Annotated in this window: 22 protein-coding genes; 10 read left to right on the top strand and 12 right to left on the bottom strand. The window is 25.9% G+C overall.

What is annotated here, in order from left to right; translation table 11 throughout:
* The first annotated feature begins 1 nt into the window (after position 1).
* On the top strand, positions 2–829 hold the full coding sequence (yqeB, locus tag BHAMNSH16_RS01320) for a selenium-dependent molybdenum cofactor biosynthesis protein YqeB (protein WP_008727863.1): 828 nt from the start codon (positions 2–4) through the stop codon (positions 827–829).
* A gap of 53 nt (positions 830–882) precedes the next feature.
* Here yqeB and BHAMNSH16_RS01315 read toward each other — a convergent pair whose 3' ends face one another.
* The 5 genes from BHAMNSH16_RS01315 to BHAMNSH16_RS01295 all read right to left on the bottom strand — a co-directional run bounded on the left by BHAMNSH16_RS01315 (position 883) and on the right by BHAMNSH16_RS01295 (position 8,363).
* On the bottom strand, positions 883–2,871 hold the full coding sequence (locus tag BHAMNSH16_RS01315; RefSeq protein WP_008727865.1) for a ribonuclease R family protein: 1,989 nt from the start codon (positions 2,869–2,871) through the stop codon (positions 883–885).
* 179 nt (positions 2,872–3,050) lie between these two features.
* Positions 3,051–3,899: a prephenate dehydrogenase gene (locus BHAMNSH16_RS01310; RefSeq protein ID WP_069732151.1), complete on the bottom strand. Its 849-nt coding sequence runs from the start codon at positions 3,897–3,899 to the stop codon at positions 3,051–3,053.
* Positions 3,900–3,923: 24 nt separating this feature from the next.
* A complete protein-coding gene (locus tag BHAMNSH16_RS01305; RefSeq protein WP_069732152.1) occupies positions 3,924–5,021 on the bottom strand; it encodes an NYN domain-containing protein in 1,098 nt (365 codons plus the stop codon).
* 87 nt (positions 5,022–5,108) lie between these two features.
* Positions 5,109–7,268, bottom strand: a complete 2,160-nt coding sequence (locus BHAMNSH16_RS01300) for an ATP-binding protein (RefSeq protein WP_069732153.1) — start codon at positions 7,266–7,268, stop codon at positions 5,109–5,111.
* A 24-nt stretch (positions 7,269–7,292) separates the two neighbouring features.
* On the bottom strand, positions 7,293–8,363 hold the full coding sequence (locus tag BHAMNSH16_RS01295; RefSeq protein WP_069732154.1) for a metallophosphoesterase family protein: 1,071 nt from the start codon (positions 8,361–8,363) through the stop codon (positions 7,293–7,295).
* Positions 8,364–8,606: 243 nt separating this feature from the next.
* On the opposite strand from BHAMNSH16_RS01295, the gene BHAMNSH16_RS01290 reads away from it, so the two are divergent.
* Positions 8,607–9,284, top strand: a complete 678-nt coding sequence (locus tag BHAMNSH16_RS01290) for an 8-oxoguanine DNA glycosylase (protein ID WP_008731708.1) — start codon at positions 8,607–8,609, stop codon at positions 9,282–9,284.
* 25 nt (positions 9,285–9,309) lie between these two features.
* Here the strand turns inward: BHAMNSH16_RS01290 and BHAMNSH16_RS01285 are convergent, their stop codons facing one another.
* A complete protein-coding gene (locus BHAMNSH16_RS01285; RefSeq protein ID WP_069732155.1) occupies positions 9,310–10,545 on the bottom strand; it encodes a tetratricopeptide repeat protein in 1,236 nt (411 codons plus the stop codon).
* Positions 10,546–10,727: 182 nt separating this feature from the next.
* Here BHAMNSH16_RS01285 and BHAMNSH16_RS01280 point away from each other — a divergent pair, with 182 nt between their 5' ends.
* The 4 genes from BHAMNSH16_RS01280 to BHAMNSH16_RS01265 all read left to right on the top strand — a co-directional run bounded on the left by BHAMNSH16_RS01280 (position 10,728) and on the right by BHAMNSH16_RS01265 (position 14,598).
* Positions 10,728–11,498, top strand: a complete 771-nt coding sequence (locus BHAMNSH16_RS01280; protein ID WP_008731921.1) for a hypothetical protein — start codon at positions 10,728–10,730, stop codon at positions 11,496–11,498.
* A 95-nt stretch (positions 11,499–11,593) separates the two neighbouring features.
* On the top strand, positions 11,594–12,718 hold the full coding sequence (locus tag BHAMNSH16_RS01275) for a sialidase family protein (protein ID WP_069732156.1): 1,125 nt from the start codon (positions 11,594–11,596) through the stop codon (positions 12,716–12,718).
* 66 nt (positions 12,719–12,784) lie between these two features.
* Positions 12,785–13,213 carry a hypothetical protein gene (locus tag BHAMNSH16_RS01270; protein WP_008728013.1) on the top strand — a complete coding sequence of 143 codons (429 nt, stop codon included), beginning with the start codon at positions 12,785–12,787 and terminating at the stop codon, positions 13,211–13,213.
* 383 nt (positions 13,214–13,596) lie between these two features.
* Complete coding sequence (locus BHAMNSH16_RS01265) at positions 13,597–14,598, top strand: NADP-dependent oxidoreductase (protein WP_008728014.1); 1,002 nt, start codon at positions 13,597–13,599, stop codon at positions 14,596–14,598.
* Between the two features lie 247 nt (positions 14,599–14,845).
* On the opposite strand, the gene BHAMNSH16_RS01260 is transcribed toward BHAMNSH16_RS01265, so the two are convergent.
* From BHAMNSH16_RS01260 to BHAMNSH16_RS01250, 4 genes are all read right to left on the bottom strand, one after another.
* On the bottom strand, positions 14,846–15,913 hold the full coding sequence (locus BHAMNSH16_RS01260) for a M42 family metallopeptidase (RefSeq protein WP_008728015.1): 1,068 nt from the start codon (positions 15,911–15,913) through the stop codon (positions 14,846–14,848).
* A gap of 255 nt (positions 15,914–16,168) precedes the next feature.
* On the bottom strand, positions 16,169–17,311 hold the full coding sequence (locus BHAMNSH16_RS01255; protein ID WP_478209785.1) for an AAA family ATPase: 1,143 nt from the start codon (positions 17,309–17,311) through the stop codon (positions 16,169–16,171).
* A complete protein-coding gene (locus BHAMNSH16_RS14435) occupies positions 17,308–17,811 on the bottom strand; it encodes an AAA family ATPase (RefSeq protein ID WP_241033634.1) in 504 nt (167 codons plus the stop codon). The genes BHAMNSH16_RS01255 and BHAMNSH16_RS14435 overlap by 4 nt, the downstream gene beginning before the upstream one ends.
* Positions 17,808–18,308 carry a hypothetical protein gene (locus BHAMNSH16_RS01250; protein WP_069732157.1) on the bottom strand — a complete coding sequence of 167 codons (501 nt, stop codon included), beginning with the start codon at positions 18,306–18,308 and terminating at the stop codon, positions 17,808–17,810. The genes BHAMNSH16_RS14435 and BHAMNSH16_RS01250 overlap by 4 nt, the downstream gene beginning before the upstream one ends.
* A 366-nt stretch (positions 18,309–18,674) precedes the next feature.
* Here BHAMNSH16_RS01250 and BHAMNSH16_RS01245 point away from each other — a divergent pair, with 366 nt between their 5' ends.
* The 4 genes from BHAMNSH16_RS01245 (at position 18,675) to BHAMNSH16_RS01230 (ending at position 22,628) form a co-directional block, all read left to right on the top strand.
* Positions 18,675–20,303: a phytoene desaturase family protein gene (locus BHAMNSH16_RS01245; RefSeq protein ID WP_008730037.1), complete on the top strand. Its 1,629-nt coding sequence runs from the start codon at positions 18,675–18,677 to the stop codon at positions 20,301–20,303.
* 80 nt (positions 20,304–20,383) lie between these two features.
* Entirely contained in the window at positions 20,384–20,884 is a 501-nt protein-coding gene (locus tag BHAMNSH16_RS01240) for a DUF2147 domain-containing protein (RefSeq protein WP_008730035.1), read from the top strand.
* Positions 20,885–21,141: 257 nt separating this feature from the next.
* Positions 21,142–22,035, top strand: a complete 894-nt coding sequence (locus BHAMNSH16_RS01235; RefSeq protein ID WP_008730033.1) for a hypothetical protein — start codon at positions 21,142–21,144, stop codon at positions 22,033–22,035.
* An 83-nt stretch (positions 22,036–22,118) separates the two neighbouring features.
* Positions 22,119–22,628 (top strand): DUF2147 domain-containing protein, encoded by a 510-nt coding sequence (locus BHAMNSH16_RS01230; RefSeq protein ID WP_069732158.1) that lies wholly within the window; start codon positions 22,119–22,121, stop codon positions 22,626–22,628.
* Positions 22,629–22,663: 35 nt separating this feature from the next.
* On the opposite strand, the gene BHAMNSH16_RS01225 is transcribed toward BHAMNSH16_RS01230, so the two are convergent.
* Positions 22,664–23,581, bottom strand: a complete 918-nt coding sequence (locus BHAMNSH16_RS01225) for a DMT family transporter (RefSeq protein WP_069732159.1) — start codon at positions 23,579–23,581, stop codon at positions 22,664–22,666.
* Positions 23,582–23,646: 65 nt separating this feature from the next.
* Positions 23,647–24,783 (bottom strand): MFS transporter, encoded by a 1,137-nt coding sequence (locus tag BHAMNSH16_RS01220; RefSeq protein ID WP_008730027.1) that lies wholly within the window; start codon positions 24,781–24,783, stop codon positions 23,647–23,649.
* Between the last annotated feature and the right edge of the window lie 22 nt (positions 24,784–24,805).

Raw genomic sequence — 24,805 nt, 5'->3', positions numbered from 1 at the left:
TATGAGTTTATTTAATGATGAACTTGTAATTATAAGAGGGGCTGGAGATTTAGCTACAGGTATTGTGTATTCTTTATATAAGGCTCATTTCAAGATTATATTATTAGAAACACAATACCCCTCTTCAATTAGAAGAAAGGTTGCCTTATCTGAAGCTGTTTATGATGGTGAAAGCATAGTTGAAGATATTAAAGGCATATTAGTAAAAAGCTATGAAGAAGCTCTTAATATAGTTACAGATAGAAATTATAATAAGATACCTATTCTTATAGATCCTAATTGTGGAATATTAAATTATGTAAAGCCGGAATTTTTAATTGATGCTATAATAGCCAAAAAAAATCTTGGTACTAATAAATCTATGGCAAAATATACTATAGCATTAGGTCCCGGATTTACTGCTGGAAATGATGTTGACATTGTTATAGAGACTATGCGTGGTCATAATCTTGGAAGAATATATACCAAAGGCGAGGCAATACCCAATACAGGAATACCTGGCAATATAGGTGGAAAAGAAGCTGAAAGGGTAATACATGCAAGTGCTGACGGTATTATTGAAAACATAAAAAACATAGGCGATTTTGTTAAAGAAAAAGAAGTTATAGCATACATAAAAAATAACAATGAAAAAATAGAAGTGCTTGCTGCTTTTGACGGACTTTTGAGAGGCATTATAAGAGATGGTTTTAAAGTGCATAAGGGATTAAAAATAGCTGATATTGACCCTAGAAAATCTGAATATAATAATTGCTTTACCATTTCTGATAAGGCTAGAAATTTGGGCGGTGCGGTGCTTACTGCTATGATGTATTTATATAATAAATAAAAAGGCTTAACTTATTATATTTAAGAAAGCCTTTTATATTAATTAATTAAATATTATCTTCTCTTTTTTGATTTCTTTTTTCTATCTCTTCTATCTTTTGAACCTCTTTTTCTATCTTTAGATGATTTATGAGATTTTCTTGAATATATTTCTTTTTTGTTTTTTTTCTTATTTAAGAAATCTCTGCTGTCTATTATATCTCTGTCATCAAAACTATTATCAAACTCGCTTGCAGGTATAAAGTCAATGAATAATTCTTTAATATCAACCTTATAAACTACTATTCTTATTCTGTCACCCAATGTGTACCATTTAGCATCTTCTTCGCTATATGCTGCCTGTTCATTTTCATCGTATCTGTAACGCGATTTTAATACAGCATATCTTATTAAGCCTTCTATTCCTCTGTCTTCTATTTCTACGAATATTCCGAAGTTTGTAATACCGCTTATTATTCCGTTATATTCATTTCCTATCTTATCTTTCATAAATCTTGCAGCTTTTACTTTAGTTAAACTTCTCTCGCATTCAACTGCAACTCTCTCTGTTTTTGAACACCACTGTGCAGAATTGATATAAAACTGCTGCATAGTTGGTTTTAAATTATTTATACCTTCTAATGAAAATTTTAAAAGTCTATGAGTAAGCAGGTCAGTATATCTTCTTATAGGCGAAGTAAAATGGGTGTAGTATTCAAAACCAAGTCCGAAATGCCCTATATTATTAACATCGTATACAGCCTGTTTCATGGAACGAAGGAGTAGGGTAAGAAGTAATTTTTCGTCCGGCTTTCCCATTATAGATTCTATAAATGAATGAAAATCCAAATTACCGTCTGCATCTTTAGTTAATTTGTATCCTCTATTAAATGCTATTCTTGTGAAAGTATCGAGCTTTTCTATGTCAGGACTGTCATGCACTCTATAAATAGAACCTTTTATATTTTTTAATCTTTTAGCTACTTCGCAGTTGGCAATAAGCATTAATTCTTCTATTATCTTATGAGTTTCTTTTCTCTCGCTAATAAAAAAGTCTTTAGGATTACCGCCTTTATCCAATATTATTTGAGTTTCATTAAGGTTGAACTCTATACTTCCGTTTTCTATTCTCTTTTGAAGAAGTATTTTTTTTACATCATCAGCATTTTTTAATAATTCTATAAGCCAATCTTCATCTTGCTCTATGCCGTCCAAAACATCTTGGGCATAATCGTAAGTTAATCTTCTGCTTGATTTTATAACACTTTTATGAAAAGTACTTTCTTTAACATTTCCTATATTATCTATTGTTACGAATACAGTCATAGTGAATCTGCTTACACCTTCATTTAAAGAACATATACCGTTTGAAAGTTCATGCGGAAACATTGGATAAACTGTATCTATTAAATAAACACTGTTTCCTCTTTTTCTAGCTTCCCTGTCTAAAGCACTTCCCATTACTACAAAATGACTTACATCAGCAATATGAATGCCTAATTTATATCCGTCATTTAATTTTTCTATACTTATGGCATCATCAAAATCTTTTGAGTCTGCTCCGTCTATAGTTACAGTTTTTATATCTCTTAAATCTATTCTGTCAAATTCTAATTCTACATTTTCCATACTGTCTGGTAATAGTTTAGCCTCTTCCAAACATTTTTTTGGAAAATCTGTAGGTACATTATACGCTTTTGCTATTATCTCAGCATCTTTCTTGGCATTGCTAATATCCATTTTTATTTCTGGTTTTGGTATGCTTGTTTTTTTATTTCCTTTTTCTCTATTATTTTTAGCATTTCTTCTGTCTCTTTTGCTTTCTGATATATTATTTACTTTTTCAGATGCTTTTCTTGATTCTTTTTCTAGATATATTTTTCCCTCATTGGTAAGTTTTAGTATATTAGATTTTTTCATTACTAGTCCCATAGAAACGGACTTTTGAAGCATTTTATCAAACTTAAGTTTATCTTTTTTAGTTTCTACATATCTATTTTTGTATTCTGATATATCTAATTCTTTTTCTTTATTGATTCTTTTCAGAAATTTTATAACTTTCATTTTTTATTATCCGCGGCAGTTATTAATATTATTACATAAATAATATTATTTTATTATAGCAATATTATTTATAATGTCAAATAGTAATATATTTTTACATATTTTTAAATATATGGTTTTATTATTAAGAAAGCATTTATTTTTATGCCTCCTGCTTTCAGGGGGGCATATAATTAATCTTATTTTTTCTTTCTTTCAATCCATTCATTTTTTATTGTATTTGAATTATCCATTAATTTTTTTAACTCATTTCTGTTTTTATCTTTTAATGCATATTTAAAATCATTTAGGCATTTTATATACTTATCTAAAGCATCATATAGATAGTCGCTGTTGTATAAAAATAATTCGCTCCACATATTAGAATCTATTGTACCTACTCTTGTATGATCTCCCAAGCTGTTTCCCTCAAAACCAAGCGAAGATAAAAAATGATCATGATTAACAATACCGCATGCTATTATATGCATAAGCTGACTTGTAAAAGCTATCATTTCATCGTGTTTTTGAGCTGTTGATCTTATAACTTTAGAACAGCCTATATCTTTTGAAAGTTTTTCTATTATTTTTATATCACTTTCATCTGCATTTCCATTATTCACTATTATAGCATTTGAATTTTTGAATATAGTTTCAGAGGAGTTGATATATCCTCCCTTTTCTTTTCCTGCCATAGTATGAAGCCCTATATATTTTTTATCTTTTGTATTATTAAAAATATCAGTCTTTACTCCGCAGAAATCTGAAAGTATTTTTTTATTATCAATTAAATGTTTATATTTACCAATAATATCTATTGCTATTGAAGGAAGTGTACATATCATAATGATGTCGGATAATTCAATAAGATCTTTTATATTATCATAATTAAAATATCCTTTTTCAATATATCCGTATTTTAAAGCTGATTCTATATTTTCTTTATTTGTATCTATGGCGTATATATTATAATTTTGATTGCTTAGTTTTAATGCTTTTATTAAAGAGCCTCCCATTAATCCCATTCCGATAACTGTTATATTTGACATATTTCACCCCCTGTATTATTTTTTCTATTCGTTACCTATATTTTCTAGTATTTCCAAAACTTTGTTTTTATCTTTCATTATAAAAGCGTTTCCCTTATTAGTAAGTTCAATAGGAATATCTTTTTTAATTATATGCTCTATAAATTTGCTTGGTTTTTTAAATCTTGTATTTTTTACGGCACTTGAATTATTTCCTATTTTGAATTTTTTATTAATTTCATTCATTGTATTAGCAAGAGAGATAACAGCATTTTCTTCATAATTAGAAACTATTTCTCTGAATGCCAATATGAAATTTTTTTCGCTTATTTCAGAGCTGCTTAGATTTAAAATTTTAGACATTATATTTTTGAATATGTTTACTTCATTAATATAAAAATCATCATTATTTATTTCTGTTTCTATTCCATTATTATTTAGATATTTAAGAACATTTTTAATTTTTTTGAATTGTGTTTGTTCTATTGCACTTTTACCTTTTTCAAGATTAAAGTCTTCATTGATTTTGTTGCATATATCTGATATTGAAATTTTTACAGTTTGTGTATTTTGTATATTGTATATTTCCAATACTCTGTTATAAAAGAAGTTTAAAAATTCTATTTTATCTATATTATTTTCTTCTTTTTTAGATTCATTTTCATGTTTTTCTGCTGATTTATAATCTTCAATTTTAAATATATGACTGCATGAGCTTTTAAATATATTTCTTTTAGCATTATCAAATACTGTAACTATTCCAACAATAGCACCGTATCTTGAAAGTTTATCCATAACCACAGTATAATCAACATCTCTGCTTACAAATATTACTATATCTATTTTTTTGTCTATTACAAAATCTTCAAATGCATCTATTGATGATATCATATCAGCCATGTTTTTTGCTTTATTAACAGGTACAGAATAAATAATATCAATATGCATATCTCTTAGTTTTTTAGAATATTTTTTTATAGATTTTGCATCTCCGTAAGCCTTTTTTATAGAATAAACTATTTCTTTGTCTTTTAAATTATTCTTATAAAATAAAAATATATTATTAAGCATTTGCTCAAAATTAACTTCATAGCTTAAATGCGATACATTTTCTAAGTCTATATATACGCCTATTTTTTTCATAATTCCGCCAATATTTGTATAATATTATAATCTATATTTTATAAAGAAATTGATAAAAATACAATATTATTAAAGATAATAAATATATTAAGATAATTCATGTATAATAGCTTCTTCATAATTTTTCATAATATCTCTTATAAATATATCTTTTGTAAATATTGCTATAGGAATATTATATTTTTTTGAATATTCTCTTATAAATGATAATGCTTCTTTTGTTCTATTATTATCAAAAGTTATAAAAGGGTCATCTAATAATATTAATCTTCCTTTTTCATGTATTTTTGAAAGTATAGAAAGACGCATAGCTATATAAACGGCATCTTTTGTTGCTGAAGATAATAATTCCACATTTCTCATTTCATTATTCTTATCTTTTACCATTATTTTATTTTTATCGAATCCTGACATTGAAATTACATCATCAGATAAATTTTTTCCTGTTATATGATTGTATAAAAGCTCTGCATCATTTGAAAGAGAATTAAATATATCGTCATTTTTTTTATTTATTTTTGAGAGCATATTTTCAAGAAGTTCTAATGCTTTTTTTCTCTTGTTTAAATTTTTTATCTCTTCATTATTTTCTGCAAACTCACTTTCAAGGTTTATTATCTTTTTATGCACATCATCGCTGCTGTTAAGCTCTCCTTGAATATATGATGCATTAGACATGACTTTGTTCATATTTTCTTTTATAGAATTAATTTCTATTTCAAGCTCTCTTAATTTATTTTCTAATGCTTTCATTTCCATTTCATTAAAATCATCAGGATTGATTCCATTTTCATCAAGCTCTTTTAATATTCTGCTGCAATTAGCTTCTAAAGTTTTTATATCTTTAAAGCCGAATTTTTTTGCTTCTATCATTAATTTTTTAAATAATTCTTCAGTGCTTTTATATACATTATCAAAATTGCTTTTTATTTCACAGTAATTTTCTTTATTTTTTACATTGAGCTTATCAAAGAAATTATTTAATTCATTATGATGATTTTCTAAATTGACAGCTGCTTCCTCTAATTCTTTTTTATAATTTTCTAATTCTTCATCGTCATTTTCTTCAAGTATCAATTCTATTTTAGCCAATTCTTTTAACAGCATATCTTTTAAATCTGACAGCTCCAAATTATCACTTTTTATATCAAGTTCCGGAAGTGAATCTAATATATCGTTTATAAACTTGTCATTTTTTCCTTCTTTTATAAGTAAAAATGGTATAGAAGGAAGTATGATTAAAAACCAATATGGGTTTTTAAAATATAAACTAAGTAATGCTGATATTAAAACAACAGCAGCCAAAAATACTATCTTTGGTATTTTATTATTTTTTTCTTTTAAGGCATCTATTTTTTTTATTGCTTTATCTATTCTTATCATTATGCTTTGATAATCTGTTTTATTTTTTTCTTCTGAAGATTTTTGAAGAGATTCTATTTTTCCTTTTAAATATGATATCTTATTTTCACCTTCATCTATTTTTCCGCTTAGTTCATTAATTGTTTTTGAATGATCTTTCTGCAGGTATATATTTTCATTTATGAATTTATCCTTTTTATTAAATTCATGTATCATTGTATTGATATTTAATAAATTATTTTTTTCTTTTGCTTTATTTTTTTCTTCTCTTAATGCATTTAATTTATTATAATTATCAATTTTTTCTTTTAATATATTGCTGCTTTCTTTTAATAATTCATCAAGTTCCTTTAATTTATCTTTTTTATTAACTTCTGTGTTAGCCTTGCTGTATAAATTATTAAGTTCTTCATCTATTTCTTCATTTCTATATTTTGTATTTTTTAATTGTGCCGGTATTGCATTTTGGGATTTTCCTGAATATTCAGCTTTTACTTCTGATATTATTTTTCCAACATCTATATCTGAAGCAAATAATTTTTTCTTTATCTCGCTTTCCCAATCCTTAGAATCTTTTTTACTGTCGGACATTTCAAATATTATTTCGCTTTGTCTTATAGAATATAAATTATTATAGGACTGAGGGTGAAGTTTTATATTTTCATCTATTTCAGGTTCTGTATTAATATCTATATTATCTCCGTATCTCAATTTTATTTGTTTGGCGAATGATGAAGTTTTTTTGTTTTCTGAAAATAATAACATCAAGGAATCAAATATAGTAGTTTTTCCTGATTCGTTTTCTCCGTAAAACAATGTGAGATTATCTGATATTTCAAAAGATTTATTTTTAAACTTTCCGAATTTATTTAAATTTAATATCATTTTTATTTTCCATATTTTTAATTATTATCTTTTATTATTTTGTAATGCAGTATATAGTTTTTCTATGCCTATTCTTTTTGCGATTTCAACTATTTCTAAATCTTCTTCATTATTAGTATTAAATTCATATTCATCTGCTATAGCTAAAAACTCTTTTATAATGCTTTCATTATAGGCATTTTCAAGTAAAAATATATCCGAAGTTTTTATATTAAAGTCTCTTACATATTTTGAATATTTATTTTTTATATTATTTATCTTCTCTTCAAGCTCATTTTCATCTTCAGCTATTCCGTAGATATTAATATCTATAATATCATTTATACCCCATTCAGAGGCTTTTTGTTCTAAATTCGATATATTATAAATATTGCTTTCATACACCCTATGTACTCCGGCATTTTTGATATTTATAAATGTTTTTTTTATTGAATTATTTTCAGTATCAATAGCTAAACATCTTCTTATGCCCATTTCTGATTTAGTTCTTCTCCAAACTCTTGCAGAACCTGTATATATTATTTCTATATTTTCAATATTAACTTCCATTTGTTTATGAATATGTCCTACTACTGCAATATTAGGATCTATTCTTTTTATTATATCTATTGGTATGCTTGCTGATTCTTCATTTTCTTCTATAGCCCATAATGTTCCTTCTACTATTCCATGTGCTATTACTATTCTGTTGTCAGCATTGAGGTTTTCTATTTTTTTATTTGTATCATTATCTATAATATATTTTTCACTGTAGGGAAGTGCTATAATATCCAAGTTATCAATATTAAAAAAACTTATATCTTCTATCACTATAACATTGTCTGGGAATTTTAATTTATTTAATGTTATACCTTTTGATTTTAAATTCTCATGATTGCCTTTAAGTAAGTATACATCTTTTTGGTAGTCTTCTATTTTTGTTGAGAACACATCTTTTAATCCTTGCAAATCTTCAAAAGTATTAAAAGTATCTCCTAGAAGCATTAAAGCATCATAGTTTTTTGCATATTCTATAATCTCATCCAGCACAGAAAGAGAATATTCTTTTTCCTGAATACTAAGATGCAAATCGCTTGATATTAATAATTTAGGCATAATAAAATTTCTCTTTTTAGTATATATAATAATTTTGAAACTGTATTTTTATATTATAAATCAAATATATCAATTAATCAATATAGCTGTTTCAAAACTATTTTAACTATAGAATTATATATTATACTGCATATATTAAATATTATTGGTATTATTAATAAAGAATATTTTATATATTGAAATTTAATTTATATAATAGTATCATACATAGTAATTTTATATACTTCAATATAGGGACTGATTATGGATAAGGAATATGCTAAACATTTAATGGGAATATACAAAGATAAAATTCTTCATGAGAGAATGAAAAGAAGACTTGAATATTTTGAGAGGGTTTTTAAAAGAGATAATGATAAAAGACTTTTTGCTGAACTTGCATTTTGTATATGTACTCCTCAGACAAAGGCTAGAAGCGGGGCGGCTGCTATAATTGATTTATATAATAATAATCTGCTTTTTAAAGGAAGTGCTGAAAAAGTAGCTAATATATTAATAAAGCATGTAAGATTTCATAATATGAAGGCTGAAAATATAGTGCTTGCCAGAAAGATTTATTTTCCTAATGAAAAGTTTGTATTAAAAGACAGAATCAATGAAGCTTTAAAAAATGACAGTATGGTAGAATTAAGAAATGAGCTTGCCAAAGAAGTTAAAGGATATGGACTTAAAGAGGCTAGTCATTTTCTTAGAAATATAGGGTTCGGACAAAAAATCGCTATACTTGACAGACATATAATGCGTGTAATGGATAAGTTAAGTATATTGCCTGAAGGTATGACTCCTAAAACAAGCCTTACAAAAAATAATTATCTAAGCTGCGAATCAAATCTAGTTGAATATTCAAAAAGCGAAAAAATTCCTATGGAGTATCTAGATTTCGTATTTTGGTATGATGCCACCAATGATATTTTTAAATAATTATTAACTTATTATAAAATTATTATTAAGATAAGATATTTCTTATCCTATCAAATATCGACTGCTTTTCTTTATTTTGCTGTAATGATTCATAGTCTATATTTTCATTTCGGAAAAATTGAATTGCTTTTTCTATATTTTTATTTGCAAGTTCTATAATATTTTTTAGCACTAGGGCTTTTATTGAACTTTCTCTATTGTATAAATCTATAAAATCATCTGCACATTTATTATAGTCATTAATGTAATAGTATGATACTGCCTTGTTATAAAGTGCATAAATAAAATTATTATCTAATTTTATAACTCTATCATAATAGTAAATTGAATTATTATAGTCTTTTAAATCAAACAAAGTATTTGCTAAGTTATAAAGTTTATTTATTTCTATAGTTTTGTCATTTTCTTTTTTTAATTTTTCAAAGTTTTTAATATGCATTTTTATTTCTTTTACCTTTTTATTATAGCTGTTATTAAAAGATTTCATTTTTATTTTAGATTTTTTTAATATATTATTATTTATTACTAATGTTATAAATATAAATACTATTATTATTACAGTTAAAAATGCAAACCAGAAATTTATAAGATTATTATAAGATTTTACAGTTTCATTTATTGAAGTTTGAAGCATTATATTATAATTATCCAAAATATTTTTTAATGATGTTTCTAAATTGTCTAAAGATGTGCTTTTTAGTATTATATTATTCGTTATAGTTTTATTGCTTGATATTGTCCTTATAATATAGTTTGTATAATAATCTTCTTTTGCTATTATAATATTATTTAATGATGGAGCAAAATTTGTAATTGAATAATTAAGTGAGTTTTCTATTTTTTGATTATGAGTGATGTATATATTTCTAAATACTAAAATTGATATTATAAAAAGAATTAAAAAAGTTAATATATAATATCTATGAATAAATTTTAAAAATCTAGTCATATATTTCTTTTTTGAATGCTCTTTTATTTTATCGATACCAGCATTTGTAATATTTTTTACTTTTCCTTTTATATCTTTTTCATCAATATATTTTTGAAATTTATCTATATTATCGTATGTAAAATCTTTGGCTTTTTTTAATCCTTTTTCGGCTGAATCTTTAATCTTTTTTATATTTTCATCATTTATATATTCTTTAGCTTTATTTGTAATATTTTCCCGTAAGTTTTTTATTTTGCTTTCTTTTATATTCTTTTTATGATATTTTTTTCTTCTTTTTGTATTTATATTTCTTCTATTTTTTCTATTCATAAAAGCATCCTAAAAATATTTTATTAGTAAAATGTATTAGATATTTATAATTTATGCAAATATAATTTAATTTTTTTGATGTTTATATCATGATTTTTATATTTTAGATAATATGTATTATTGACTTTTTTATAATTTAATATATTATCGCACTATGTAATTTTATTAATGGAGATCTTCTTATGAAAAAGTTTATTTCATTGTTAATGCTTATTTTTACTATAAGTACTTCATCATTATTTTCTCAAAATATAGGAGAACCTACAGGAAATGCATTTTTAGATTATATGCATGGCAGAAGTTTATTCGGTATTAACTTCGGACCTACTTTGTATGCAGGTTTATTTGATATAGGTGTTGGTGTAATGGAGCCTATGTTCCATGACTTAATAAATAATTTTGCAGGAGGTAATGTAGGAGATTATATTGATACAAAACTTAAGCATTATGCTTTCGGATTAGGATTCAGTTATGATTTTGCTCCTCTTGATTTTATGACAGTTGGTCTTGATATTGGTTTTTCGGTTGGAGAAATAAAAATGGACAAATATAATGTCAGCTTCAGTACAGTACCATGGTCTTTAAATGTTAAATTTTTCTTTTGGAGAAAAGCACCATTCGGATTTTTCTTATCTCCAAGATTCGGAGGTACAGCACTTTCTATAAGCGGTAATGCATTGAAAGAAGGAGGACTTCCTGATATATATTCACATGGCGGTTTCTATATGTCGGTTGAGCTTGGATGGAGAATACAGCTCTTCCCTAAAACAGGAGCTAATTGGCCTGTACAGGTTGGTATAGATATTTCATTATTTGATATAGGCTACTATGTTGCACCTTGGACTTCTTCATTATTTGAAATATCTCATCTTTCAAGCTTTAAGCAATATGAGCCTTTTGCTAATATAAGAGCTTTATTTTTGCCTAGAATAGGTATAACATTAAGATTTTAATTTACAGTTTATATATTTTTTAGCCTGTATATATTTTTGTATATGCAGGCTTTTTTTATACCGAAAATTAATGTATATAACTTTAAGGCTTTATTATGAAAATAAATATTTTAGATGAAACTATAATTTTTGAGGATAAAAATCTATACCCAGCTTTTCCAAGCATTATTAAACTTGAAAATGATAAATTCTTAATAAGTTTTAGACTAGCACCAAAAATAAAAAAACATTATTCTCATCTTCATTCATTAAGCAAATCAATGCTTGCTTTTGTTAATAAAAATATGGTAGATAAAGTATTTGAATTTGCTCAAGATGATGAAGCTGCCAAACAGGATGCACAGCTTTTTAGAATAGATGATAAAACTATAATGGCATACTATTTTAGATATACATTTCACCCTATAAATGAAAAAGAATTATTTAGAGATTATACTTTTATAGAATATGACGGCACTATAGCATTACTTTCTGGAATAGGAGTATGCATAAGCTATGATAATGGAAAAACTTTTTCAAAGCCTTATATTATAAATATAAATAATGATAATACTATAATGAAAAACTTTGCAATTAGAGGCAGTATGTGTAAATTAAATAGTAACGAAATACTTGCTCCAATATATGCTTATAAAAAAAATATAAATAAAAATAATTCAAAATATCAATGCCTTATTATTTCTAGTAAAGATTTGCTTAATTGGAAGATTAAAACTTTTTTATCCGAAACTGATTATAAAAAAATAAATGGAAAAAAATCAAAAATAGAATATGTTGAGCCTTCTCTTTTAAATTATAAAAATAATATAATAGCATTTATAAGAACCCATATTGATAATGAGTACGGACTTACATCTATAAGTTATTCAAAAGATAATGGCAAAACTTTTTCAAGCCCAATATTCACTAATATAAAAGGCTATCCTTTAAATCCTCTAATTTTAAGTAATGGAAAATTGCTTCTTACTTATGGATACAGATTAAAGCCTTACGGTATAAGAGCTGTTTTGCTTGATAATCCTAACGATATATTTGATATAGAAAAAATTAATTATAAAGCCTTAAATGAAGAGATAATAATAGATTCTTCTATGAAAAGTACAGATTGCGGATATCCTTGGTGTGCTGAGAATGATGGTATTATATCATGTGTTTATTATGGTTATAAAGATAAAAATAAAATAAGAAAAATATATTTGAAAAGGTTTACTTTAAATTAAAAGTATAGTATAAAGTAAATATAACTATATAATAATAAATATTAATAGTGTTTTTGGAGGTTTTTTATGGATGATAAAGATATAATGGATCCTAATGTATATCAAATAAAGCAATGCGATTGGGAAGTTTTAGAAAATGATAATTACTATATTTATAGACTATTAGCATACAAATTATCATCTTGGAGCGAGGATACATATTTAATTGTAAAAGTTAATAAAGAAAATAAAAGCAAAGAAGTAATAATAGATTGGAATAGTAAAGATTTTGTATTTGCTGAACATAAAACATTTTTTAGATTTGATAATGATTTGCCTGATAATTTAGAATGCAAAGCGAGTGAAGACAGATTAAGTTCTATAGTTTTAAAACCAGATTATGTTTATGATAATTTACTTGATGCGGACATGCTTATAATACGAGCTTCTTTGGAAAAAAGCAAAACCACAAGAATGTTTGATGTTTCAAAGTTTAGAAATATAGTAAAAAAATGAATATATATATGCTAAACAATCATATTTTTTCAATATGAATTTTTTCAAGATATAAACTTTGGTTTTTTATAGAAGTATAAATCTATTTGTACTTTATAAAATGTTGTTTATGGGAGTATGACATTATTGACAAAGTACTGCTTCAGATATAATATACAAAATTAAGTATAATTTTTTTTGTAAAAATAACAATAAAAATTTTTAAATTTTAAAATCTTATTGTATATTAAATATATTTGTTTTATAAAAGTACATGCGTATTTTATAAAATAATAAAATATAAATTTTAAAATTTATCATAAGATAATTCTAGTATTTTTAGATTAATTTTTATCTAAAGTATCATATTATAAAAATTTTATATTACAAAAAATGGAGACATTATGAAAGCAGCACAAATTAATAAATATTCAAAGGATATTAATATAATCGTACGAGATATTCCAATTCCTGAAATTTCTGATGATGAAGTCTTGGTCAAGGTAAAGGCTGCGGCAGTAAATCCGCTTGAAATATTAATCTTAACAGGCAGTGTGAGACTTATACAGGATTATAAAATGCCTCTTACATTGGGCAATGAGTTTTCAGGAGTAGTTGAAAAGATAGGAAAAAATGTAAAAGATTTTAAGATTGGAGATAAAGTTTATACTCGTATGCCTATAGAAAAAATAGGTGCTTTTGCTGATTATGCGGCAGTAGACAGTAAGTTTTTATCTCTTATGCCTAATAATTGTGATTTTTCTTCTGCAGCAGCAATACCTCTTACAGCACTTACAGCTTATCAGGCATTTAAAGAAGAATTAGAAGCTAAATCCGGCGAAACTGTTTTAATAACAGGAGGTTCCGGAAGTTTCGGAGAGATGGCAGTTCCAATTGCCAAATATTTAGGTCTTAATGTTATAGTTTCTGGTAATGATAGAGTTAAAGAGCATTTTGTGAGTTTGGGTACTGATAAATATATAGATTATCGTAAAGAAAATTATTGGGAAGCAGTTTCAAATGTTGATTATGTTATTGATACGCTTGGGGCAAAAGAGTTTGATAAAGAGTTATCAGTATTAAAGAAAGGCGGTCGTATTTTGAGTTTGAGAACTAGCCCTAATAAAAAATTTGCTGAAGATAATAAATTTCCTTTTTTAAAAAGAGTTTTATTTTCTTTTGCTGGTTCTAAATATGATAAAAAAGCTATGAAAGAAGGGAAAGAGTATAGATTTATGTTTGTAAGGGCTGACGGTGAACAGCTTAAAGAAATTACAAAAATTGTGGAAAAGAAAAATATAAAGCCTAAAATATTTACTAAGGTATTTAGTATTGACAATACAGAAGAAGCTATTAAAACTATATCTAAAGGAGGTATTGAAGGAAAAATAATCATATCTATATAATTATTTTTTATTATAAAAATTGAATAACTTGATATTGTATTTTTTATGATGAATTTGATTTTTACATTTTGTATTTTTAAAAAGTATAGTATCTTATTAGTGTATAATATTTTTTAGCTATCATATAAAATTATGGAATTCTTAAATATAATAAAAAGTTATTGATTTTAAAAATTTTTAGTCTATATAAAAAATGATACCATGTTTTTTATAACATAGTATCATTTTATTATTTAATTAGCTTTTATTAAAATTCTTTTATCTTTTCTTTGTTTAAAGTTTTTATCAATGCTTTTGCTATTTCTATAGAAGCAGTTATATCATCATAAGAAGCATAGCAGTAATGACTATGTGCATATCTAGTCGCTACTCCCAATACTACACTTGGAGAACCTAAATTAGTTTTATGATAAACAGCTCCGTTAGTAGAACCTTTTTCTCGTACAATAACTTGATGGGATATATTATTTTTTTTAGCTATTTCTATTGTGTATTTATTTAGTCTAGGATTAGTTATCATACCGCCGTCAATTATTCTAAGCTGAGAGCCTCTTCCTATAGCACCATGAGCTCTATCTCCATAATAGAATGTGTCGTCAGCAGGAGAGCCTTCAAATACTATAACCAAATCAGGCTTTACTTTATTAGAAGCCACAGCAGCTCCTCTAGTTCCTACTTCTTCCTGAGCGGTCATCATTCCAACCAAATTAACATCTAATTTTTCATCTTTTAAAGCTTTTAAAGTTTCTATTACACATAAAGCTCCAACTCTGTTGTCTATTGCTTTAGCACATATACTTTTTGTCCTTTCATCATATCTGAAATCAACATCAGGTACTATAGGATCTCCTATTTGTATGCCGAATACTTCTTCAGACTCCTTTTTACTTCTAGTGCCCACATCAATATACATATCATGAAGTGAAGGAAGTTTTCTTTTATCTTCGTCAGTCATAAAATGAGGAGGTTTTGAACCTATTACTCCTTTAACATATTCTCCGCTTGAAGATTTTATTACTACAGAGTTTGACACTATATTAGGTATATGCCAGCCTCCTAATGGTATAAAAGATATAGTACCATTATCATTAATATGTTCTGCCATAAATCCTATTTCATCTATATGACAATCCAAACCAACTATAGGTTTATTTTTATCTATTTTGTTTAATCCCAAATATAGATTATTAATAGAATCTCTTTCACTGTCTATAAATGCTGTATTTTTTCTTATAACTTCTATAACATCATCTTCAAAACCAGAAGGTCCGAATGCATTAGTTAAATCTTTCATTAAATTTAAAACATCATTCATAAAAAGTCCTTATATAAAAAAAAATTTAATTGCAAACATAATAAATTATTTGAATAAAATATCAATAGACTTGCGTCAAAACTATTTTAATAATTATTGATAATATTTTAAATAGTATTTAAAATTTGTAACTTCGCATGGCTAGTCCCAGCAATTATAAATAAAAATAGTTTTGAAACAAGTCTAATATATAATTAAAAAAAGTGCTGTAATAAACAGTCCCTTTTTTATTGTTTAAGTTTTAATTGTTTGTATTTAAGAATTTTGATTCGCTTCTTGATTTTTTTTGCCGTTATTTTTATTAACTGTTAATATCATTTCGCTTAAATAGTCAAGAAGTTTATTAAAATTATTTATAGTTTCTTCATCTAATTCTCTTTTAAGAATATTATTTTTGAATAATGAAGAAAGGCTTCCGCTTTTATTTTGTATCATTTCCTTATATTTTTCTTTGTCATTATCGCTGAATAGGCTTTCTATTTGTTTGAAAGATTGATCTGCTTCTTTTAATTGAAATACTGTTAATCTCTCTTTCATTAAAGTATTTGATTCCGAAGCTTTTTTGAATAAATTAGCTCTCTCATCGCTGTCTGTCAATATAACAGCCTCCCTAAACTGTACCAACTGTTTTAATTTATTGTTCATCTCCTTATCATCTTTTCCAAGTCCATGAATAGGAAGAAATACTAAATTCATTTTGTTATTTTCTTTTGCTTCTTTTAATTTCTTGAAAGCTGTAAGATAATTATAATCCATAAGCCCTTCAACAAATATTACTTTATTATTAGGATTAGTTATTATATCTCTATGAAGCACTCCGAAACTATCTACTATTTCATTTAATGTATCAACTTCATCTTCACCTATAGCAGAAAAATCATTCTGTATTTCGACGCCTATTTTATCTTTTTTGAATTTTACAATTCTAAGCTCATCTAAATAATCAACATCTATAAATGAAGGATTATGAGTAGTAGTTATAAATGTTACGCCATGATTTCTAGCAAAGTTTTTAATGAAATTTCTTAAATCTCTTCTGCCCGGTATTGATAAATGTATTTCAGGCTCATCCATTAAAACTATATCTCCTGGATTTAATTCATTAGAGTATAAAAAATTAAAGAAGAAATTAAAAAACCATTTGAAGCCTACAGACTGCTGCTCTAATAAAATGATATTTCTATTTTTTTCCATAGATAAATATATTTGATCTTTTTCTAAAGTGATATAGAAATTATATTCCTGAGTGTTCAAATCCTGAAAGTATAATTCATTAAATTTTTTGCTTACTATATCTTTAAGATTATGATTTATTGTGTTTTGATATTGATTTTTATATCCGGGAGCTTTTTTGGCTTTTTCATAAGCTGTTTCTATAGTGCTGATATTTTTCCCTATAGCTTTGAATAATGCATTAAAAAATTTAGAATTTTTAATGGATAATGGTGTTGAATTAAATCGCTGTCTTTAACCTCTCCTTCTTTGTAATAAAGAATATTAGGTATAAAGTTAATGTTATATTTTTCTTTTATTATATCTTTTTCTAAATTAGAATTATAATTAACATTTAAATTTTCATCTAAAAAATATTCTATCTCTGGGCTTTCGTTTTCATCAATATAAATAAGTTTTATTTTAGGTTTTGTATCTTCATAGTCCATAAAGTATGGAATATCATTTTGAAAATTTATACTTTTAACATTTTCTGTAGATCTTATTACTTTAACAGCATCTAATATATTTGATTTACCAACATTGTTTTCGCCTATAAGTATTATAAGTTCACCCATTTCGTCTTTATTCAAAGTGTTATTTAAATAAAGTGTTTGGTATTCTTCCAAGTCTTTTGTAACTCCTATATTTCTATAGTTTTGGATTTTTATAAATCTCCTACTCATTTACTGCTCCTTTTTTTATTTATTTTTATTTTAAAGCCTTGAGTTTTATACAGTTCTTCTAAAGGCTTTATAAACTCATATTCTTCTTCTGTGATTTTTTTATCAGCTATATTTCTGCATTTTATCAAATAATCTAAAATAGGGTCAAAGAAATTATCTTCTGAAATAAGATATATAAAATCTTCTTTTGTTCTATTTTGATGCTTTAATAAATTTCTTATTTGTATTTTTCTCTTTTCTGTTTCGCTGATATTTTCTTCTATTTTTGATATATTCTCTAATATAAACTTTATAACATTAGTCTTTCCTATATTTTTATTATTATCAATATATTCAAAAACACTTAAAACTTTTGATTCTATTTCATTACGATGTCCAGTTTCGTACATTTCTATATATTTATAAATTGTAGGTCTTGACATTTGCATATATTTGGCTAAGTCCATTATTCTAATATCAAGCTCTTTTATTTTTTCTCTTAATAGTTTCTTTTCCATTTGTTTATTCGCTTTATTTTTTATATATTTTTATTATAGTGTATTTACAAAAAATGTAAAATTTTTGATTATAAAAAGTGTAAATGTTGTTTTTATTGATTATTATTTAATATTATTAGTTTTATAATATAGAGTGCATCATTATAATTTATTCTAAAATAACAAATAAACATTTTAAATTTATCATACATGTAATACAAAATTGTAAAAAAATCTTAAATTTCTCAAAAAAAGGAACTATATATACGCATTTTTTGTAAAAAATGCTTGTGTTTTTTGTTTTTTATATTATTATTAATATATAAGCAAAAACAAACAAAAATGCTTATGAAAGATAAATATAATTTATCAAAGGAGATTATGAATATGACTAACAATAAATATGATATAGTAATAATAGGTTCTGGTTTAGGAGGATTAACTTCAGGAGCCTATTTAGCAAAACAAGGAAAAAAAGTTCTTGTATTAGAAAGCCATAATATAGTTGGCGGATGTGCTACAGGATACAAAAGAAAAAATGTAAAATTTGAAGTAGGGCTTCATGAATTGGATATGGCTAAAAAAAATAGAGAGATGAAGCATGTAATATTCAGCAAATTAGGACTTTATGACAGAGTCAATTTGGTACAGCTTCCTCAAACTTGGAGAATAAAAACAGAATCTACAGATTTGGTTATACCTGAAGGTTATGAGAATGCTATAAATACTTTAGAGAAGGAGTTTCCAGAGGAGAAAGAGGGCATAAAAAAATATTTTTCCGGACTTTCAAGAATGATGTATATGATAAGAAGAGTACCTTATGACTTGAAGTTTTGGGATTATTTCTTCTTTCCAGTAACAACACTTCCTATGATTTTATATCAATTGTTTAAGCAGAAAAATACTGGAGATGTTTTGGATTCTATAATAAAAAGTGATAAGTTAAAAAGAATATTGAATATAAATATTACTTACTATCACCAAAACCCATATGAGTTTACTTGGTATTATCATGCTTGTGCTCAGGGTGCTTATTATAACTCTGCTTATTTTATTAAAGGAGGCAGTCAGAACTTATCAAATGCTTTAGCTGATATAATAAAAGAAAACGGAGGGGAGATAAAAGTTTCTTCAGAAGTTAAGAAAATAAATGTAAAAGGAAATATTGCTGAGGGAGTAACTTATTATGATAAAAGAGCAAAAGAGGAAATTACAGTTAATGCTGATTATGTAATAGCAAATGCAGCTCCTCAAATAGTTTATGATGAATTATTACCTAAAGGATATGAAGATAAGAGAATAAAGAAATTTAAAAACTCAGTATCACTTTATACAGTTTACATAATATTTAAGAAAAAATTCTCAGAGCTTTATCCTAATAATGCATACTCTACTTTTATAACTACAGAAAAAACTTTAAATACAAATTTCAAAGAAGATGCCAAAGGACAAAGACATATACCAGTGGAAGATAGGAACTTTGTATTTGTAGACTATTCAGCAATAGACAGCGGACTTGTAGAGGAGGGCGATAACCGCTCATTTGCCGTACTTACAGGACCTTCATTCTTAGACGAATGGAAAGATTTGAGCGATGAAGAATATAAAGCAAGAAAAAAGGAGATGGCTGAAAAATTAATTGACAGAGCAGAACAGCATTATCCGGGATTTAGAGATAATATAGAGTATTATGAAGTAGCTACTCCTAAAACAATTAAGAGATACATAAAAACCCCAGACGGTACTCCTTACGGATTTGTACAGGATACTTACTTGAAAAAAAGCAGATGCGTAAGGGTATCGCCTACAGTTAAAAACTTACATTTTGCTAGTGCTTGGAACTTCCCCGGCGGAGGCTTCACTGGTGCTTTATTAAGCGGATATTTGGCAGCACGCAATATATTATTCCCATTAAAACCTTATATAGTGCTTAGATTTTTATTATGCGGTGTTGTTGGAGCTGCTATAGGTACAGCTTATCAATGGATACCAGCCTTAATTAATTTGTTTAAGTAACAAAAATATGTTTGAGTGAAGTGATAGACTAATATATTAGTTTATCACTTATACCAAAATCACTAAAAAAGGAGAATTTAATGAAAAATAAAATAATTACAATATTAATTTTTACATTTTTGTTTAATGTATTAGCCTTTGCTCAGAATGCTGATGATATAACAGGTTTATGGTACAGTCAGGCAGATTCTCAAAATAGAGTTTCAGTTGTTGAAATATATAAAGAAAATAACAAATATTATGCTTATTCATTTGCTTATAAAAATTCAAATGATATAGTAAACGATGTTAATAATCCAAAAAAAGAGTTAAGAAACTTACCTTTAAAAGGACTCGTTTATTTATATGATTTAGAGTTTGTTAATGGGGAATGGAAAAATGGTAAAATATACAATCCTGATGACGGTAAAACTTATCATGCCAAAGTAACTTTATCAGATAATGGTACAGAAATAAAAATAAGAGCTAGTGCTGACGGAGCAGGAATTTTTGGTAAAAATATAGTATGGCAAAAATTACCAAGCAGCGATGCATCTAAATACAAACCGCTGAACAAAAGCGAACTTAGAAAACTAAATTGATAAATACTTACACTAATTATATTTTTATGTTTATTGCTAGGGTTTTGTTTATTTGGCAAAACCCTGCTTATTTTATATATTAAAATAATAAACAAAAAATATTATCTTTATAATCGCAGAATTAAATTATTTGTATATATAATCTTTTTATATATTTATAAGCATGTTTACTATAATCGATGCATATTGTAATTATTATATAATAATTAATTACTATACAATAATAAAATTTTATTTAATAATATTTAAGGAAAGTTATGAAAAAAATATTTATAATAATATCTGTTATAATTATGAGCATACCATTATCAGCACAAGAAAATGCAGATTCTAAAAGATATTCAGACGAAGGCTGGTATTTCTCAAATCACTTTTTAGGAAGATGGAATCATTTCGGGGCTTTATATCAAGGGCAATTATTTTATAAAAAGGCTTTATTTAGGGAGATGAATAATTTCTTTTTTAATGATTCATATATTCTTGCAGGGATAGAACAGGAGTTAAGCAGTTTTTCAAGAACTTCAGCTTATGTTGAATTTCAGCCTCTAATAGCATTAAAAGTATTATTCAAGTTTACTTATGAAGCAGGACTTGCTGATGCTGGAAAACCTGTATTAGTTGATGGAAGTACAAAGGAGTTTAATCATGCTCTTCCTCCATTTACAGGACTTAATCCTATGACTAAAAAGCCTCAATATGTAGGAGGCAATACTATATATTTTCAAGTGGCACCTACTATTACAATAGGAGGATCGGCAGGGGAGGGATTAATAGCTTTAATATATACTCCTTATATAAATTATATAAGAGCTTTTGGAATTGATAAAGATGATTATATTTATTTGGCTAGAGAATCTATAGTGGTAAAAGCAGAAGATATGTATTTTAATCATGATATAAAATTGGGATACAGTATGAAAGAATGGGGTATGTCTTTTGCTATTAACACAACAATAGAACAAATGCTTTCTAGTAAGGATTTATATAGGGTTGGTTTGTTTGCCGCTTATTCATATAAGAAAGCATTAAATAGTGTGCCTAGTCTTTCTCCATTTGTCAGCACTAAAATTGGTACTTGGCTTATTGAGAAGCATGCTCAATATAAATTTACTATACATCTTGATGCTGGGATAGAATGGAAATTTTATTAAAATAACAATTATAAATATTTTACTAAAAATAAAAACTTATGTTTTATAATAAAGTAATATTGTTTAATAGATTAGGGTAAATTATGAAGAAAAAAATTTTATTTATTGCAGTAGTATTTACTTTTTTAGTATTATCATTGAATGCTCAGAATGTTAAGGCGAATGATGTAGTGGGATTATGGTATGCTGAAAAAGATTCTTTAGGCAGAATTCCTGTTGTTGAGATATATGAGGAAAATGGAAAATATTACGGATATTCTTTTGCATATAAAGAACCATATAACGGACCTGAAAGTTTAGATGAAAAAAATCCGAATCCTGAATTAAGAAAACTACCATTGAAAGGCTTAGTATATATTATGGGATTATCTTTTAATAAGAATGAATGGAATGATGGTAAAATATACAATCCTTATGATGGAAAAACATATAATGGAAAAATGTCTATAGATAAAGAAGGAAAACTTATTTTAAGAGGTTCTATAGATAAGGCTGGAATATTAGGCAAATCTATGAAATGGACTAGGGTGCCTGATGCTGAAAAATCTAGATTTAAACCTCTTAAAAGGTCTGAATTAAGAAAACTTAATTAATATTTTAGCTATAGTATGAGCTATTTTTATTGGGTTTACTTACTTTCTTTTTTTATTTTATCCCCTATAGAACTATATATTATACCTGATAGTATTAATATGCCGCCTATTATTTGAGATATTAATATATTTTCATGCAAAAATATAACTGCTTCCAAAGATGAGAAGAAAGGTATTGAATCGTATATTATACCTCCCTTTATAGCACCTATTTTAGCAACAGCCATATTCCATAATATAAATCCCAAAGCTGATGGAAAGACACCAACATATATAAGTATTAGGGCAGATTCCATATCAAGAGTATGCATATTATTTGAAGTATATGTAAACAGCATTCCTATTGCAAGCGGTATAAGTCCTATTATTACCATAAGATAAAAAAATGTTGACTGTGAAACTTCTTTAGGTCTTATTTTTAATGTTAATGTGTAAACTGCAAATAGTATAACAGCAAACAGCATATATAAATCCCCAATAGCAAATTTTAGATTCACAAGAACTTCTATGCTTCCTTTAGTTATTAGTATTACAACACCAATTATGACTATAAGAAGTCCTAACTTTTGATTTAAAGTTAATTTAGTTTTCCATATTATTCTGCTTATTATCGCCATTACAATAGGAGATAATGTTGCTAGTAATGACATATTGGCAGCATTACTTGTATGTGCCGCTAAATATACAAAAGTATTAAATACTGTTATTCCAAGTACGGATATTATTATAACTTTAATCCATCTTCCTTTTATATATTTTATACTTTTTATCAATTTTTTTATACAGAAAGGAGTTAATACTATAAAAGTTACTAACCATCTGTAAAAAGAAATTTCTATGGGGGTGAAATGTACAAGAAATCTGGCAGCTACAAAATTACCGCTCCATATAATTACTGCTAGTATTGCGAGGATATAACCTGAATTATTATTTGCTTTATTATTCTCTGACATAAAAAATCCATAAAATTTAATGCAATTATACTATTATAAATTTTATTTTTTGCAATTATTTTTTATTATTTTTCATGTTTATTTGTACTATAATAGATAATAGAAATTACAGCTGATAATAAAGAAATTAAAGTAAGTACAATATAAGCAATATTTATAGAATATATATCTATTAGTTTTCCTGTTATTATAGGAAATATAAAAATACCAAATGAATATGTAGATTGAAAAAATCCCATTGCTGATGATTTCTTTTCAATATCTATTTCTTTTATTGATTCGCTTGTAAGTAATGATGCTAGGATTCCTGAAGAAAATCCTCCCAAAATCTGAGAAGCAATTACAATAAATACATTATTTACTGATATAACTATAATACAGTACAAAGCCATAATTACAAATGATATAGGTATATATTTTCTTATATTATTTTCATTTTTTATTTTGCTTGGTACAAAAGCTCCTACTATAGCAAAGAACATACTCACTATTGATGCCATTCCAACATTATTATCTGTTCCGCCTAATTCCTTTATTCTATTTAAAGTAAAAGAAATTACAGCAGACATTTGTACTCCCTGCATTACTATAGCAAGCAGAGAGAATACTATTAATCTTTTATTTTTTATTACGGATAATAATCCTTTTATTGATAATTTTTTACTATGTTCATTGTCTTTTAAAAATAATCCTAATAATGATACCAATGCTCCAGATACAGTACTTACAAGAAGGATAAATTTCATTCCAAGTTTATCATAGAAAATAGCCGCTATTAAGAAAGCAATAAACATACCAAGAACACTTGCAACTAATGCTTTACTTGTAGCTTTGTATTCTTCATTTTTATTAAAATACGAAGCATATAAAACCATAAATACAGTCCAAATGGATGCAGATATTCCGCATAAAGTTCCTCCTATTAAAAATCCGTACTGATTTGTATTTAATAATCTTATTAGTCCTCCAAGCGAAGTTAAAAATCCTGCTAATATTATGAGCGACCTACATTTTCCTATATAATCATTAAGAAGTCCGAAAGGAAATTTTAGAAACATCTGTGCAGCACCGTAAACTCCTATAATTATTCCTATCATTGATGTATTTATATTAATAGAAGATAAATATGTAACCTGATATGGTATATAAACATACAATGAAAGCCATAAAAGAGTCATTATAATAAATAGTAAATTAGACATATATAATTCCTATTTTATATAA

The organism is Brachyspira hampsonii (genome assembly GCF_002214805.1).
Lineage (GTDB): Bacteria > Spirochaetota > Brachyspiria > Brachyspirales > Brachyspiraceae > Brachyspira > Brachyspira hampsonii.
This window is presented reverse-complemented; position numbering and strand designations above follow the sequence as displayed.

Coding starts and splice junctions, on each gene's coding strand:
- yqeB (WP_008727863.1), top strand. CDS start 2: ATGAGTTTATTTAATGATGAACTTGTAATTATAAGAGGGGCTGGAGAT.
- BHAMNSH16_RS01315 (WP_008727865.1), bottom strand. CDS start 2,871: ATGAAAGTTATAAAATTTCTGAAAAGAATCAATAAAGAAAAAGAATTA.
- BHAMNSH16_RS01310 (WP_069732151.1), bottom strand. CDS start 3,899: ATGTCAAATATAACAGTTATCGGAATGGGATTAATGGGAGGCTCTTTA.
- BHAMNSH16_RS01305 (WP_069732152.1), bottom strand. CDS start 5,021: ATGAAAAAAATAGGCGTATATATAGACTTAGAAAATGTATCGCATTTA.
- BHAMNSH16_RS01300 (WP_069732153.1), bottom strand. CDS start 7,268: ATGATATTAAATTTAAATAAATTCGGAAAGTTTAAAAATAAATCTTTT.
- BHAMNSH16_RS01295 (WP_069732154.1), bottom strand. CDS start 8,363: ATGCCTAAATTATTAATATCAAGCGATTTGCATCTTAGTATTCAGGAA.
- BHAMNSH16_RS01290 (WP_008731708.1), top strand. CDS start 8,607: ATGGATAAGGAATATGCTAAACATTTAATGGGAATATACAAAGATAAA.
- BHAMNSH16_RS01285 (WP_069732155.1), bottom strand. CDS start 10,545: ATGAATAGAAAAAATAGAAGAAATATAAATACAAAAAGAAGAAAAAAA.
- BHAMNSH16_RS01280 (WP_008731921.1), top strand. CDS start 10,728: ATGAAAAAGTTTATTTCATTGTTAATGCTTATTTTTACTATAAGTACT.
- BHAMNSH16_RS01275 (WP_069732156.1), top strand. CDS start 11,594: ATGAAAATAAATATTTTAGATGAAACTATAATTTTTGAGGATAAAAAT.
- BHAMNSH16_RS01270 (WP_008728013.1), top strand. CDS start 12,785: ATGGATGATAAAGATATAATGGATCCTAATGTATATCAAATAAAGCAA.
- BHAMNSH16_RS01265 (WP_008728014.1), top strand. CDS start 13,597: ATGAAAGCAGCACAAATTAATAAATATTCAAAGGATATTAATATAATC.
- BHAMNSH16_RS01260 (WP_008728015.1), bottom strand. CDS start 15,913: ATGAATGATGTTTTAAATTTAATGAAAGATTTAACTAATGCATTCGGA.
- BHAMNSH16_RS14435 (WP_241033634.1), bottom strand. CDS start 17,811: ATGAGTAGGAGATTTATAAAAATCCAAAACTATAGAAATATAGGAGTT.
- BHAMNSH16_RS01250 (WP_069732157.1), bottom strand. CDS start 18,308: ATGGAAAAGAAACTATTAAGAGAAAAAATAAAAGAGCTTGATATTAGA.
- BHAMNSH16_RS01245 (WP_008730037.1), top strand. CDS start 18,675: ATGACTAACAATAAATATGATATAGTAATAATAGGTTCTGGTTTAGGA.
- BHAMNSH16_RS01240 (WP_008730035.1), top strand. CDS start 20,384: ATGAAAAATAAAATAATTACAATATTAATTTTTACATTTTTGTTTAAT.
- BHAMNSH16_RS01235 (WP_008730033.1), top strand. CDS start 21,142: ATGAAAAAAATATTTATAATAATATCTGTTATAATTATGAGCATACCA.
- BHAMNSH16_RS01230 (WP_069732158.1), top strand. CDS start 22,119: ATGAAGAAAAAAATTTTATTTATTGCAGTAGTATTTACTTTTTTAGTA.
- BHAMNSH16_RS01225 (WP_069732159.1), bottom strand. CDS start 23,581: ATGTCAGAGAATAATAAAGCAAATAATAATTCAGGTTATATCCTCGCA.
- BHAMNSH16_RS01220 (WP_008730027.1), bottom strand. CDS start 24,783: ATGTCTAATTTACTATTTATTATAATGACTCTTTTATGGCTTTCATTG.